The 14,488-nt window shown below is 69.0% G+C and carries 13 protein-coding genes and 1 pseudogene; 5 read left to right on the plus strand and 9 right to left on the minus strand.

Annotation, left to right across the window (positions count from 1 at the left end; genetic code table 11):
* Window positions 1–4: 4 nt before the first annotated feature.
* Together WT97_RS00785 and WT97_RS00790 are read right to left on the minus strand one after the other, a co-directional pair.
* A complete protein-coding gene (locus WT97_RS00785; RefSeq protein WP_060035635.1) occupies window positions 5–1,372 on the minus strand; it encodes a glutamate--cysteine ligase in 1,368 nt (455 codons plus the stop codon).
* Between the two features lie 119 nt (window positions 1,373–1,491).
* Window positions 1,492–2,328 (minus strand): helix-turn-helix domain-containing protein, encoded by an 837-nt coding sequence (locus tag WT97_RS00790; protein WP_059789933.1) that lies wholly within the window; start codon window positions 2,326–2,328, stop codon window positions 1,492–1,494.
* 103 nt (window positions 2,329–2,431) lie between these two features.
* On the opposite strand from WT97_RS00790, the gene WT97_RS00795 reads away from it, so the two are divergent.
* From WT97_RS00795 to WT97_RS00815, 5 genes are all read left to right on the plus strand, one after another.
* Window positions 2,432–3,931, plus strand: a complete 1,500-nt coding sequence (locus WT97_RS00795) for an efflux transporter outer membrane subunit (protein WP_060035467.1) — start codon at window positions 2,432–2,434, stop codon at window positions 3,929–3,931.
* 9 nt (window positions 3,932–3,940) lie between these two features.
* Window positions 3,941–5,305 carry an efflux RND transporter periplasmic adaptor subunit gene (locus WT97_RS00800; protein ID WP_060352620.1) on the plus strand — a complete coding sequence of 455 codons (1,365 nt, stop codon included), beginning with the start codon at window positions 3,941–3,943 and terminating at the stop codon, window positions 5,303–5,305.
* Window positions 5,302–6,840, plus strand: coding sequence for a DHA2 family efflux MFS transporter permease subunit (locus tag WT97_RS00805; protein ID WP_060352621.1), 1,539 nt, complete (start codon window positions 5,302–5,304; stop codon window positions 6,838–6,840). Before WT97_RS00800 ends, WT97_RS00805 begins: the two co-directional genes overlap by 4 nt.
* Window positions 6,841–6,845: 5 nt before the next feature.
* Entirely contained in the window at window positions 6,846–7,331 is a 486-nt protein-coding gene (locus WT97_RS00810; protein ID WP_257126094.1) for a hypothetical protein, read from the plus strand.
* 85 nt (window positions 7,332–7,416) lie between these two features.
* Window positions 7,417–8,151: an autoinducer binding domain-containing protein gene (locus WT97_RS00815; RefSeq protein ID WP_059498898.1), complete on the plus strand. Its 735-nt coding sequence runs from the start codon at window positions 7,417–7,419 to the stop codon at window positions 8,149–8,151.
* On the opposite strand, the gene WT97_RS00820 is transcribed toward WT97_RS00815, so the two are convergent.
* The 7 genes and pseudogenes from WT97_RS00820 to WT97_RS31935 form a co-directional block, all read right to left on the minus strand.
* A complete protein-coding gene (locus WT97_RS00820; protein ID WP_082742008.1) occupies window positions 8,074–8,856 on the minus strand; it encodes a glutamine amidotransferase in 783 nt (260 codons plus the stop codon). The genes WT97_RS00815 and WT97_RS00820 overlap by 78 nt on opposite strands.
* Window positions 8,857–8,876: 20 nt before the next feature.
* Window positions 8,877–9,521 (minus strand): glutathione S-transferase family protein, encoded by a 645-nt coding sequence (locus WT97_RS00825; RefSeq protein WP_082742238.1) that lies wholly within the window; start codon window positions 9,519–9,521, stop codon window positions 8,877–8,879.
* A complete protein-coding gene (gene metC / locus WT97_RS00830; protein WP_373557243.1) occupies window positions 9,515–10,744 on the minus strand; it encodes a cystathionine beta-lyase in 1,230 nt (409 codons plus the stop codon). The genes WT97_RS00825 and metC overlap by 7 nt, the downstream gene beginning before the upstream one ends.
* Entirely contained in the window at window positions 10,744–11,397 is a 654-nt protein-coding gene (locus tag WT97_RS00835; RefSeq protein ID WP_060035459.1) for a pyridoxal 5'-phosphate synthase, read from the minus strand. Before WT97_RS00835 ends, metC begins: the two co-directional genes overlap by 1 nt.
* Before the next feature lie 8 nt (window positions 11,398–11,405).
* Window positions 11,406–12,308 (minus strand): CoA ester lyase, encoded by a 903-nt coding sequence (locus WT97_RS00840; RefSeq protein ID WP_060352622.1) that lies wholly within the window; start codon window positions 12,306–12,308, stop codon window positions 11,406–11,408.
* Between the two features lie 49 nt (window positions 12,309–12,357).
* Window positions 12,358–13,500 (minus strand): acyl-CoA dehydrogenase family protein, encoded by a 1,143-nt coding sequence (locus WT97_RS00845; protein ID WP_060352623.1) that lies wholly within the window; start codon window positions 13,498–13,500, stop codon window positions 12,358–12,360.
* A gap of 412 nt (window positions 13,501–13,912) precedes the next feature.
* A pseudogene (locus WT97_RS31935) lies at window positions 13,913–14,304 on the minus strand (helix-turn-helix domain-containing protein); the annotation flags it as partial.
* Between the last annotated feature and the right edge of the window lie 184 nt (window positions 14,305–14,488).

The following is a 14,488-nucleotide window of genomic DNA, read 5'->3' on the forward strand; positions in this document are numbered from 1 at the left end:
GTGCTCAGATGGCGGCTTCGTCATGGATCCGCGTCGCATCGCCGGCCCACGCGTCGCGATAGCGGGCCAGCCAGTGTTCGGCCTGGGTCGGCGCGCCGGCGACGATCTCGTCGAGCGGCGCGAGATACATCGATTCATCGCGGCCGGCCGCATCCATGCGCGCCCGCGCGCGCAGGCCGCGCTGCGCGATCGCGAGCGCATCGGCCGCGATCGCGCGCAACGACCGGCCGTCGACCGGCGTATCGAGCCCGGTACGCGGCACGTCGCGACGCAGCGTGAGCAACGTGCCGCGGTCGATCGCGGCAGCCAGCGTCCCGGCGTCCGACAGCGCGGCCGGATCGTACAGCAGGCCGGTCCAGAACGCGGACAGCGCGACCATCATGTCGGGCGAGCCGGCATCGGCGCCGCGCATCTCGAGATAGCGCTTCAGCCGTACCTCGGTGAACACCGTCGTCAGATGGTCCGCGAAATCGCCCAGCGTCGGCGTCTCGCCTTCGAGATGCGGAATGCGCCGCCGCATGAAATCGCGGAACGTGTGCCCGGTCGCATCCGCATAACGATCGCCGCGCCGCACGAAATACATTGGCACGTTGTCGAGCAGCCAGCTCACGTAGCGCTCGAAGCCGAAGCTGCGCGACAGGAACAGCGCCGGCACGCCGCAGCGATCCTCGTCGGTATCGAGCCACGTGTGTGCGCGCGTCGACAGCAGGCCCGACGGGCGGCCGTCGCGGAACGGCGAATTCGCGAACAGCGCGGTCGCGACCGGCTGCAACGCGAGCGCGACGCGCATCTTGCGCGCCATGTCGCTTTCCGATGCGAAATCGAGGTTGACCTGCACGGTGCAGGTGCGCTGCATCATGTCGAGCCCGCGCGTGCCGACACGCGGCATGTAGCGCCGCATGATCGCGTAGCGCTGCTTCGGCATCCACGGCAGCGCGTCGCGCGACAGGTGAGGGTGAAAGCCGAGCGGCACGCAGCGCAGGCCGAGCGGATCGCATGCTGCACGGGCCGCGGCGAGGTGCGCATGCAGTTCGGCATGCGTGTCGTGCAGCGTATCGAGCGGCGCACCCGACAGTTCGAGCTGGCCGGCCGGCTCGAGCGAGATCGCGGCGCCGTCGCGCTGAATCACGCCGACGGTCTGCCCGGCATCGACGATCGGCGCCCCGTCGCCGCGCAGCCGCGCCAGCACCGCGGCGATGCCGGACGGCCCTTCATAGCGCGCAGCCGCGTGCGTCGCGCGGGAAACGACGAACTTCTCGTGCTCGGTACCGATCCGGAACTGCGCGGCCGGCTTGCAGCCGGCGGCCAGATGATCGGCGAGCTGCTGCTCGGAGACGATCGGCGTGTTGTCCGATCCGACGGCATTCGACATCGACATCCTCCACAGGTCACATTGGGCGACCGACCGGCCGGTCGCACGGCGACTATAGCGACGTCGATGCGCGCGCAGTACTGGCAGGGGTGATAGGGGCCGTGCGATGCCGTGCGGCATTACGGCTGCTTGCGCTTCGCGAAGTAATGGGCAGGCGAATCGCCGAACGCGCGACGGAACATCGCGATGAAATTGCTCGGCGTCGCATAGCCGAGCGCGTCCGCGATGTTGGCGACGCTGTCGCCGTTCGCCAGACGTTCGAGCGCATGCGTGAGCCGCGCCTGTTGCCGCCACTGCGCGAAGCTCGTGCCGGTTTCCGCGACGAACAGCCGGCTCAGCGTGCGGGCGGACAGTCCGGCCCATTCGGCCCATGCGTCGAGCGTGCGGCCATCGTGCGGCTGCCCGAGGATCGCGTTGGCGATCCGCAGCAACCGCCGGTCGTGCGGCATCGGCAAGTGCAGCGGTTCGTGCGGCGCGCGGCGCATCTCGTCGAGCAGCACGACGCTCATGCGCGCCTGCTCGATGTCGAGCCGATCCTGACCGGCCCACGACACCGCGCGCCGCACGAGTGCGCGCATCAGTTCGGTGATCGCGATCACGCACGGCTGATCGGGCATCCGGCGGCTCGCGGCCGGTGCGATCACGACGCTCCAGCCGCTCAACGCACCGCTGATGCTGACCTTGTGCTGCTCTCCCGGCGGAATCCAGCCCGCGCGATGCGGCGGCAGCAGCCACGAACCGTGCGGCGTGCGCACGTGTGCGAATCCGCTTTCGACGCAGAACACCTGGCCGCGCAGATGGCTGTGCCAGTCGACCTCTCGCGTGCCGAGCTGGTAGGCGTTGCTGCCGTCGTCCTCGCCCCAGACGGCGATCAGTGACGGGCCGTCCGCGCGTTCGCTCGGATCGGCGTTGGCGCGCTGCACTGCGCGGGCGGGAGAAGCGTCTCGGATGGGCATGGCCGGAATTCATTATTTTTTGTCTAAACAACATTATCAGCTTTGCCCGCGAGCGTCCAACAATGCGAGTCGTGTTCAAACCCAAACGAAGCAGAGGAACGCGATGCATGCAGCACTTGCTCCCTCGCCACGCGATGCCGTCACGCTGCGCACGCTGTCGCGCATGGCCGTCGCCGTGGCGCTCGCCTTGCTAGGCGCCTGCGCGAGCCGCGACGGGCTCGCGCCCGCCGGTACGCTGCGCGGCGCCGATACGCTCGCCGCATCGCGCAGCCTCGCGCATGCGCCGGCCGGCGACTGGCCGGCCGCCGACTGGTGGGTTGCGCTGAACGATGCGCAACTGAATGCGCTGATCGACGAAGCGCTTGCCGGCAATCCCGATCTCGCGACCGCCGATGCGCGTGCCCGCGAGGCACAGGCGCTCGTGATCGAAGCGCAGGCCGCCCGACTGCCGCACCTCGTCGGCCGTGCAAGCGCGAAAGGCGAGCGAACGTCCGGCACGCAATTCTCGGCGGGTGAGGGCGGTGGTTTCTTCAGCCACACGCGCGAGGTCAATCTCGGCCTGAGCTGGGATCTCGATTTGTGGGGCGGCCGCCGCGCGGCGTGGGAAGCCGCGCTCGGCGAAGCGCGGGCCGCACGGATCGATGCGCGGGCCGCGCGCGTGCTGCTGTCCGTCAACGTCGCGCGGGCCTACGTGAATCTCGCCTATGCGTTCGATCAGCAGGACGTCGCGCAGGCCGAATACGACCGCGCCGACGAAGCGTTGTCGTTGACGCGACAGCGTGTCATGAAAGGCATCGACAACGTCGCGCAGCAGCGCCAGGCGGAAAGCGAAGTCGCGACCGCGATGCGCGAGCAGGCACGCGCGGCGCAGGCGGTCGACAGCGCGCGCATCGCGCTCGCGATCCTGCTCGGCGCAGGCCCCGATCGCGGCCTCGCGCTCGCGCGGCCTGCGCCGCTGCCCGCCGCCGCGCTCGCGGTGCCGGCCGACCTGCCGGCCGCGCTGCTCGGCCGGCGCGCCGATCTCGTCGCCGCACGCTGGCGGGTGGAGGCCGCGAGCCGCAACGTCGCGGCCGCCCGCGCGGACTTCCTGCCCGACGTGAGTCTCACCGCGCTGATCGGTCTTGCAACGCGCGGCGGCGCATCGCTGTTCCAGGCCGCCTCGCGCACCTACAACGTCAGCCCGGCCGTGAGCCTGCCGATCTTCGACGGCGGCGAACGGCGCGGCGTGCTGCGCAAGCGCGACGCGCAATACGACGTCGCGGTCGCCGCCTACAACAAGACGCTGATCGGCGCGATCGGCGAGGTGGCCGACGATCTGCACCGGCTGCATGCGCTCGCCGTGCAGGCCGATGCCCAGCAGCGCGCGTTCGATGCCGCCACCGATGCATGGCGGCTCGCGGACGCGCGCTACCGGGCCGGCGTCGGCAGTTACCTCGACGCGCTCGTCGTGCGCCAGCAGCTCTTGATCGCGAGTCGCGAAGTCGCCGCGTTGCGCGCCCAGCGCGCAGACCAGTCGCTGCAGCTCGTTGCAGCCCTCGGCGGCGGCTTTCGCGCCGAGCCCGACGACGTTGCGCTTGCCGCCACGCCTTCCAACCGTCCTTGACATCGAACCATGAGCAGCGACAACACCCTGCAGACTCCCGCGCGGCCCGCAGCCGCCGATCCCGCCAGTGCCCGCCAGCACCCGTCGGCCGACCACACCGGTGCGCCACGCGCCCCAGGTGGGGCGGACGCCCGCACGCAACCGGTACCGGGCGGCGCCGCACCGGCCACGCCGCCGCCCGCCAGACGCAAGCACCTCGTACGTGCGCTCGTCGCCGCGTTCGCGGTCGGCATCGCCGGGTGGGGTATCTGGTACGGAATCGTCGGCCGCTGGTACGAGTCCACCGACAACGCGTACGCGCAAGGCAACGTCGTCGAGCTGACGCCGCAGGTGACGGGCACCGTCGTGTCGATCGACGCGGACGACGGCGACCTCGTCCGCGCCGGCACGCCGCTCGTCCGTCTCGACGCGAGCGACGCGCAGATCGCGCTCGCGGCCGCGCAGGCCGATCTCGCGGCCACCGTGCGCAAGGTGCGCGGCCTGTACAGCAACGAGCGCGGGCTCGCGAACAGCATCGACGGCGCGCGCGCCGACCTGGACGCGCGGCGCACCGCGCTCGACAAGGCAAGGGCCGACTACCGGCGCCGCGAGGATCTCGGCCGCTCCGGCGCGATCTCACGCGAGGAGCTCGCCCATGCGCTCGACACGCTGACGTCCGCGCAAAGCGCGTACGCCGCCGCGCAAAGCGCGCTCGCGACCTTGAGCGAACAGCACCAGACGAGCAAGGCGCTCGTCGACGACACCGCGGTCGCGTCGCATCCCGACGTGCAAGCTGCGGCGTCGCGGCTGCGCGCCGCCTATCTTGCCCGTGCACGCACCGACATCGTCGCGCCCGTCACCGGCTACGTCGCCAAGCGCACGGTGCAGGTCGGGCAGCGCGTGTCGCCCGGCGTGCCGCTGCTCGCGGTCGTACCGCTGCGCGAGCTGTGGGTCGACGCGAACTTCACCGAAAAACAGCTCGAGCACATGCGGATCGGGCAACCGGTCGAACTGACGGCCGACCTGTACGGCAACGCCGTGCGGTATACGGGCCGCGTGCAGAGCCTCGGCGTCGGCACCGGCAGCGCGTTCTCGCTGCTGCCCGCGCAGAACGCGACCGGCAACTGGATCAAGATCGTGCAGCGATTGCCGGTGCGCATCGAACTGACGGATCCGTCGCAACTCGACGCGCATCCGCTGCGCATCGGCCTGTCGATGCATGTGCGCGTCGACCAGCACGACCGTAGCGGCGCGATGCTGTCGCGTCGCGAGCAGGATTCGCCGGTGTTTCGGACCGACGTGTACCGCGACGAGCTCGCGCGCGCCGACAGCCTGATCGCGGACATCGTGCATGCGAACCTGCCGGCGGCGGTGCGTGCGGAGCGTGTGCGATGAGCGGCCCGATGCCGGCCGCGGACGCCGGCTTTCGTCCGTCGAGCGTTGCGTTGACGACGTTCGGCCTCGCGCTCGCGGTGTTCATGCAGGTGCTCGACGGCACCGTGGCGAACGTCTCGCTGCCGACGATCGCCGGGAACTTCGGCGTCAGCACGACGCAGAGCGCATGGGTCGTCACGACGTTCTCGGTCAGCAATGCGATCGCATTGCCGTTGACCGGGTTTCTCGTCAAGCGCGTCGGACAAGTGCGGTTGTTCGTGTGGGCGACGCTGGCGTTCACGTTCGCGTCGCTGCTGTGCGGCCTCGCGCAGAACCTGCCGCAGCTCGTCGCGTTCCGCGCGCTGCAGGGCCTCGTGGCCGGCCCGATGATCCCGACCACCCAGGCGCTGATGCTGTCGATCTACCCGCCGCAGCGGCGCGGCTTCGCGCTGTCGATGATCGCGATGGTCACCGTCGTCGCGCCGATCGCCGGCCCCGTGTTCGGCGGCTGGGTGACGGAACATTACTCGTGGCGCTGGGCGTTCCTGATCAATCTTCCGATCGGCGTGTTCGCCGCGATGTGCGTGTTCGCGCAGATGCGCGCGCGCGTCGAGACGACGGTCGCCGCGCGCGTCGACTACGTCGGTCTCGCCGCACTCGTCGTCGGCGTCGGCGCGCTGCAGATCGTGCTGGACAAGGGTAACGAGGCCGACTGGTTCAACTCGACGTTCATCGTCGTGATGTCCGTGGTCGCCGCGTTCGGGATCCTGCTGTTCCTGATCTGGGAGCTCAACGAGCCGAACCCGATCGTGAACCTGCGGCTGTTCGCGCATCGCAACTTCGCGGCCGGCACGCTGACGCTCGTGCTCGCGTACTCGGCGTTCTTCGCGGTCAACGTGATCGTGCCGCAGTGGCTGCAGCGCACGCTCGGCTATACGGCGTTCTGGGCCGGGCTGGCTGTCGCGCCGATGGGCGTGATACCCGTGCTGATGACGCCGTTCATGGGCAAGTACGCGCCGCGCTTCAACATGCGCGTGCTCGTGTGCTGCGCGTTCGCGATCCTCGGTACGTCGTCGTTCCTGCGCGCGGGCTTCGTGCCCGACGTCGACTTCACGCACATCGCGCTGATCCAGTTGCTGCAGGGCCTCGGCCTCGCGCTGTTCATCATGCCGATCAACAGCATCCTGCTGTCCGACCTGAAGCCGGACGAGATCGCCGCCGGCTCCGGCCTGTCGACGTTTCTGCGTACGCTCGGCGCGAGCTTCGCCGTGTCGATCACGTCGTTCCTGTGGGACCGGCGCGCGATCCTGCATCACGCGCAGCTCAGCGAACACGTGAGCAAGTTCGATCCGGCCGTTCGCACGGAGCTCGCGCAGCTCGGCGGCGGTGATCCGCAACGCGCGGCGGCGCTGCTCGGCAACCTGGTCGATGCGCAGGCGTACCAGATTTCGTTCAACGACGTGTCGTTCGCGCTCGGCTGCGTGTATCTCGCCGTGATCGCGGTGGTGTGGCTCGCCCGCCCGCCGTTCGGCCCCGGGGCCGCCGCCAAACGATGAAGCGAGTGCTGCGCGGCCCGTTCCGACCCATGCTGTTCAATTCGATGGAGATTGACCCGATGCCTACCCACCACGCCGGAAACACGCCGCCCGCACTGGCGACGCTCGCCGTATTCGACGTCGCGGAATTTCCGCTCGTCGTCGTGCGCAACGATGCAATCGCATCCCCCGGCTACGCACAACGCTGGCTCGACGACATGCATGCGCTGATGCGGCACGGCGAGCCGTTTGTCATGATCTTTCCGCCGGCCCGCCCCGACGAGCCGCACGACGACCGCAAGGAGCGCGGCATGTGGCTCAAGCAGAACCGCGCCGCGCTTGCCGCGGTCTGCCGCGCGCTCGTGTCGGTCGAACCGGACCCGAACGAGCGTGAAGCGGCCATTGCCAACGCGTCCGGCATCGAAAAGGCGTTCGGGATTCCGTTCGACGTCGCGGCTTCGCTGGATGACGCGAAGCAGGCGGGTCGGCGACGACTGACCGAGGCGGTTTAGCGCGGCCCGTTCGCGCGCAACGCCTCGAACCGGTTGCGCAAGTCCGCCTGATTGAAGATTTCAACGAATAAACGGGGTGGCTTGTATGAAAGGACTGGATTGTCTGAAATGGTTGGTACCCGGCGACACGGACGCGTCATGGCAGCGGATGACCGACGCGGCCGCCGGCATGGGATTCGACAAGGTCGTGCTGATCGTGTTGCCGTTTACCGGCGCATCGTTCGATCTCGCGCGCAAGTGGAGCAGCGGCGTGCCGGGCTGGACGGCGCTGTACCGGCAGCGGCAGTTCGACCGCATCGACCCGATGCTGCAGCATTGCTTTCGTTCGGCGCTGCCGCTCGTCTGGGACGACGCGCTGTACGAATTGCCCGGGCAACGGCCGTGCTACGAAGCGGCGGCCGCGTACGGCATGCGCAGCGGCGTCGTGCTGCCCGTGCACGGCCCGAAAGGGGAAGTCGGCATGCTGTCGTGCGCGAGCGCGGACGATCTCGCCGCCACGCGCGAGCGCTGCGACCGGCATCTGGCCGCGCTCACGCTGTTGCGCGACATCGCATGCGAAGCGATCGCCGGCACGCGCTACCACGCACCGCCCGACAGCGTGCCGCGCCTCAGCCGGCGGGAGGTCGAGTGCCTGCGCTGGCATGCGGCCGGCAAGACCTCGTGGGAAATCGGCCACATCCTGAACGTGACCGAGTCGTGCATCAACTTCCACTTCATGAACATTCGCCGCAAGTTCAACGTGTCACGTCGGCACGAAGCCGTGCTGCGCGCGGTCGAGTGGGGGCTGATCAGCATCTCCGACGTGACGGTGCCGACCTGATGCCGGCGTCTCGTCGAGCCAGCGGTCGAGAAACGCGCTGAGCCACGCGGCCGTCGAGCGGTCGTGGCGGCAGCCTTCGCTCGCCTGCGTCGCGAGGTCCTGCGCGCCGGGTGCCGCGAGCTTGTGCGCGGCGGCCGTGCTCCAGCGCCGCATCATCGGATAGCTCACTTCCGGATGGAACTGGACACCATACGCGCACGGCCCGTAACGGACGGCCTGGTTCTCGAAATGCTCGCCGGTCGCGAGAATCTCGAGCCCGGCAACGCGCTCGAAGCCCTCGCGATGCCACTGGTACACGTGCGACGGCCATGAACCGAGCCGCCGGCCGGCCGGCGTCGCGGCGATCGGCCAGTAGCCGATTTCCGCGCGCCCGTCCCGATGCGCGCTCACGCGACCGCCCAGATGGCGGATCATCATCTGCGCGCCGAGGCAGACGCCGAGAAACGGCGCCGCCTCGCGCAGCGGCACACCGATCCAGTCGATCTCGTCGCGGATCCAGCGATCGCCGTCATTGGCGCTCATCGGGCCGCCGAACACCACGGCGCCGGCATGGTCGGCGAGCGTCGCCGGCAACGGATCGCCGAGCGGCGGACGGCGGATGTCGAGCGGATGGCCGCGCGCGGCGAGCAGCCGGCCGATCCGGCCGGGGCTCGACTGTTCGCGATGCAGCACGATCAGGATCGGACGAAGTGCGAAGTGCGTCATGTCGTGTAGTCGGTAGAAGATCAGCCCGGCTGGCCGCGCAACGCGTCGAACGACACCATCACCTGTTCGCGGTAGGCGGGCCGTCGGCACAGGCGGGCGTACCAGGCTTCGACGTGCGGCAGCGGCGGCCGCTCGACGTCGAGCGAGAAATAGCGGAACAGCGTCGCGCCGGCCGGAATGTCGGCCAGGCCCGGCGTCGCGCCGCCGAGAAACGGCTGGGTCGACAGCAGCCGGTCGAGCAGCCGGTAATGCATGGCGCTGCGCGCGGCCTTGTCGCGCACGATCTCATCGTCGCGCCGCTCCGGTGGCGTTCGCACGAGTGCCCAGAACAGTCCGGTCATCACGTCGGGTTCGAGCGCGGTCTGCGACCAGTCCATCCAGCGCTCCGCGCGCGAACGTGCGAACGTGTCGCGACACCAGAACGGATTGTTCGGCACCCGCGCGGCCAGATAGCGCAGGATCGTGTGCGACTCCCATACGACGTCGCCGTCCCAGTCGATCACCGGAATCCGGCAGGTCGGATTCAGTGCCGCGAATGCGGGCGTCTGCAGCGAACCGTGCTCGCCGCCGACCGGAATATGCCGGTAGGGCAGGCCGAGCTCGCCGATCAGCCACAACACCTTCTGCACGTTGAACGACGTGCGGCGGCCCCAGACGGTCAGCATCGCGACGCATCCTCGCAGGCGGCGATCGACGCGCATGCCGCGTAGCGATCGAGGCCAGCCGCCAGGTCGGCGATCAGGTCGTCCGGATCCTCGAGCCCGATGTGCAGGCGCACGCCGCGGCTGCCGGACGGCCAGCGCGCCGCGAGGCCGTGCGCCTCCAGCTCGAACGGCAGCGCGAGGCTCTCGTAGCCGCCCCACGAATAGCCGAGCCCGAACAGCGTCAGGTGATCGAGAAACGCGTCAATCGCGTGCGCGGGAGCCGGCTGCAGCACGACCGAGAACAGCCCCGACGCGCCACGGAAATCGCGGCGCCACAGCGCGTGCCCGTCGTCGCCCGGCAAGGCCGGATACAGCACGCGCTGCACCTCGGGACGCCCGTCGAGCCAGCTCGCGACCGCGAGCGCGTTGCGCTGGTGCTGCCGTAACCGCACGCCGAGGGTGCGCAACCCGCGCAGCGCGAGATACACGTCGTCGGGGCCCGCGCACAGTCCGAGATCGCCATGCAGTTGCTTCAACGCGGGCCACGCGCGCGCGCTGGCCGACACCGTGCCGAGCATCGCATCCGAGTGCCCGACCAGATACTTGGTGGCGGCCTGGATCGACAGGTCGATCCCGAACGCATGCGGCTGAAAGAACAGCGGCGTGGCCCAGCTGTTGTCCGCGATGACCTGGGCGCCGTGTGCGTGCGCGAGCCGCACGAGGGCAGGGATGTCATGCATGTCGAACGTGTAGGACCCGGGTACTTCGACGTACAGCGCGCGCGTGTTCGGACGAAACGCGGCTGCGACGGGCGTGCTGCCGTCGTACCACGTCGTCTCGACGCCGAGCCGCGCAAGCACGCCTTCGCATGCGTGACGCACCGGGCCGTAGACCGATGCGGTCATCAGTAGATGGTCGCCAGGCTTCAGGCACGACAGCAGCGCGAGCGTGCACGCGGACAGGCCCGACGGGCACAGCACCGCGCCGGCTCCCCCCTCGAGGCTCGTCACCGCGCGCTCGAGCGCTTCCGTCGTCGGCGTGCCGCGACGGCCGTAGATATACGGCTGCGTGCGGTTCAACAGATCCGACACCGTCGGGCTGAGCACGGTCGACGCATGGTAGACGGGCGGATTGACGAAGCCGTGCCACGCGGCGCTGTCGCGGCCCGCGTGCGCGAGCCGCGTGTCGTCGTGCAGGCGGTCATGCATGCCGTCGCGCGGCAGCGACGGCGCTTCGGCGGACATCACGGCCATAGCGCACACCGTTCCCAGCGCGCGCCGGCGCGACGGTAAGCCTGCCGCGCGAAACGGCGCGAACTGTCGGCCCGCCAGAACTCGACTTCGTCGGGCGCCAGCGCATACAGGTGCCAGTCCTCCGACACGAGCGCGGGGTCGGCGGCCAGACGCTCGAGCTGCGCGTCGATCGCACGCGTCAGGTCGGCGGGATCGTCGAGTCGTTCGCTTTGCCGTCCGGCCAGAATGCTCGCGCGCGACCGCTCGGGGCGGCCCGCGAAATCGGCGTGGCCTTCGGCGGCCGGCAACCGCTCGACCGGGCCGCTCAGCCGGATCTGGCTCGCGATCACGGGCCAGTAGAAAGTCAGCGCCGCGAACGGCCGGTTCGCGAGCTGGCGCCCCTTGGGACTGCACGCGTTCGCCGCGAAATGCCAGCCGCGAGCGTCCACATTCAGCAGCACGACGGACCGTGCATCGGGCCGTCCGTCCGGGTGGAGCGTCGACAGCGTCGTCACCTGCGGTTCGAGTGCGCCGGCGCTCACGGCCTCGTCGAGCCAGCGTTCGAACTGCGCGTGCGGCGTGCCGGCCCAGTTGTCGGTCGCCACGTGCGGCGCAGCGTGGGCGAGGGTTTTTAGCGCCTTCAGGCGCGTTGCGATCGTATCCATGGCGACACTCATGCGATGCCGAATTGCGTCGCGCGGGCGATCAACCGATGCGCGGCGAGATAGTCGGGGACCTCCGCGAGGAAGCCGTCGACGACGGCGGCGGCAACGCGACGGCCGCCGGAGGCGCGCCGCGCGTGATCGAACGCGTCGATCACGCGGCGGGCGAGGGCGACTTCATCGGCCGTCGGCGTCAGTACGCGATTGACGACCGGCACGAACTGCGCGTTGACGATCGCTTTCGCCTGGTAGCCAAGGCCACGCGACACGCGCATGTCGAGTTCAGCACCTTCGTTGTCGGCATAGCTGTACGGGCAGTCGATCGCGGTCACGCCGACCGCCGCGCATTCGACGCGAAAGCGCGAGCGCACGTAGTCGAGCTCGCGCCCCGCACGGGTGCGCTCGGCGCCCATGTCGGCCACCATGTCCTCGGTTGCGACGAGCACGGCCGACACACGCGGGCTCGAGCGCGCGATCGCCATCGTGTTCACGAGACCGAGCGTCGTCTCGATGTTCGGCACGAGCTCGGTCGAGCCCGGTGCGATACCGTACTCGCGCTCGAAACGTGTGACGGCTTCGTCGAGCGCGACGACCTGCTCCGGCGTCGCGACGTACGACATCATCACGATGTCCGGGCGCCCGCGCATCGCGGCGCGCAGGTCGTCGATGCCGCCCGCGTCGAGCGGATTCACGCGCACGGACGCCAGCACGCCGGCATCGCGCCAGCCCGCGAGCACCCGCTCGCTCAGTTCGCGCGCGGCCGGGCGCCGGTCGGGAGGAGTAAAGGTTTCCAGTTCCTGGATCAGGACGTCCGCACCGCTCGCGGTGCCGTCAACGAGCGCATCGTGATCGGCGCCGGCGAGAAACAGCCAGGAGCGGCGCAGGCGGGAAGGGCGTCGGTTCGTCGGTGTCATGCGTGGTTTCCTGTAGGGCGCGTGGTACGCGTGGCGATGGCGCGGGCGATCAGCCGGCGCGCATCATCTGGTTGAAGATGTTCTTGCGATGCATTTCCTCGGTGCCGCCGACGCTCATGAAGCCCAGCGCGTCCGAGGCGAACGCGGCCACCGGCCCGGCCTGGTAGCCGAGGCTGCCGTACAGCCGCACGAGGCCGAGCGCGCTGTCGACGAGATCCTGCGCGCCGACCAGCTTCGCGATCGAGCACGTCATCAACGCTTGCGGATGATCCGTCAGCAACTGCGCGAGCGCGCCGCGCGCGAGCCACGTGCCGCGCTCGATGCCGATCTGCAGGTCCACGAGGCGGCGCTGCACGTACTGATGCGTGTCGATCGTGCTGTCGAAGCTGCGTCGCTCGCGGCAATAGCCGATCGCATCGTGCAGATAGGGCGCCGTCACCTGGGCGGCGACGAGACCGTAATAGAGACGGCCGAGCGAGATGATGTCGATCAGGTTGCCGAGCCCGGCACCCGGTTCGCCGAGCAGTTGGCCGCGCATGATCGGACAGTCGTCGAAATGCAGCGCGCCGGTGGGCAGGTCGTCGAGGCCGAGCTTGCGGTCGGGCGGGGCCACCGTCATGCCCGGCTGGTCGCGATCGACGATCACGAGCGCGGTGTTGCGCCGACCCGGCGTTTCGATGCGCGTGACGACGAGGATGAAACGCGCAAGCGGTGCATGCGCGATATTGAATTTGCTGCCGGTCAGCCGGTAGCCGTCGCCGTGCTCGACGAGCGTCGTCGCGATACTGCGCACGTCGGTGCCGGTGCCCGGCTCGGCGATCGCGGTCGCGCTCAGTTCGCCACGCAGGATCGCGCCGAAATAGCGGTCCTGCTGCGCCGCCGTGCCATATCGCTCGAGCGCGCGCACCATGCCGGCCTGCGCGATCACCGACAGCAGCAGCGCCGGACGGCGGATCGACGATGCAAGCCCTTCCAGCGCCGCGGAAAAATGCCACCAGCCGTGACCGTCGCCTCCATACGTCTCCGGCACGATCATGTCCCACAGTCCTTCGTGCCCGAGCCGCGTCCAGCCGGCTTCGTCGAACCCGGCGGGCGCGTTGCCGTCGTGTTCGACGGCAGCGGCGATCCCCGCGCCGATATCGCGAAACCGCGTACGCGTCGCGTGCTGCTCCTGCGTCCAGTCAAATGGCATCTTTCGTGTCTCCAGTCGAAGCGGCGCGGCCTTCGACGGCGCGCCAGTGGTGACGACAAGATTAAGAGGCCACGGACAGCGCAGGTACTGGCAGTAGTGGTAGTTGCAGGGTGAATGGACGGTTCAGGGGGATCGCGACGGCCCGGGATACGAGGCTGATCGATTCACCGACGCTGGACATCCGGCGTATCGATGCGGCAAAGGGCACGGCGGCCGCCAGCGTGCGTGCGGTCGAGCGCGACGCGATCGCGCAGAGGATGGTCGACACCTAAACAATTTGGATTACGATGCAATTCCGTGTTTCGCATCGCCTGAATCCGGGTTTGATAACGCGTGCCATACCCGGATTCAGATGTCCGTCAGATGTCCGCCCGCCGGCGATTTAAAAGTGATTTCAGCCAGACGGTCGGCTCGGCGGTCGTTGCCGACGCGGAATCCATAACCCGGCCTCCGTCATCAGCTTCCTGACCGCCTCCTTGGCCGGCCGAATGCCGTGACACTCCCAGAGCTTCTCGCAGGCCAGCGTCGGCCCGAAATCGGCGAGCGATCGCGGATGATCGACAGCGCCCGGTCCACAATTACCGCGTCCAGCCGGTTGTTGCTGGGCTTCGCATACCGTCCCGACACAAGACCTTGAGGTCCGTGTTCCCGCAATCTGGCGACCAGTCGGCGAACCTGCCGGGTCGTCAGTTCCAACCGTTCCGCCGCACGCCATGGTTTGAGCTTGCCGTCGGCTACGTCCTGAATGACCTTGAATCGGTCCAGCTCGCGCATCGTCATCGTGATCCGTTCCGTTGCAGCCATCGCAGCCTCCGGCGCTGGATTGCCAGCGGTCGGTCAGCTTGCGACGGGTCGAAAAACGGACATTGAACTTAGCCGGAAGCGGACATTTGAACTTAGCTGCTACAACACAATGTCATACCCGGATTCAGATGTCGTAGCGCCAGCTAAATACAGATGTCGCATGTTTCATCGGCCTTTCCGTCAT

This window comes from Burkholderia sp. MSMB1459WGS, assembly GCF_001534535.1.
Lineage (GTDB): Bacteria > Pseudomonadota > Gammaproteobacteria > Burkholderiales > Burkholderiaceae > Burkholderia.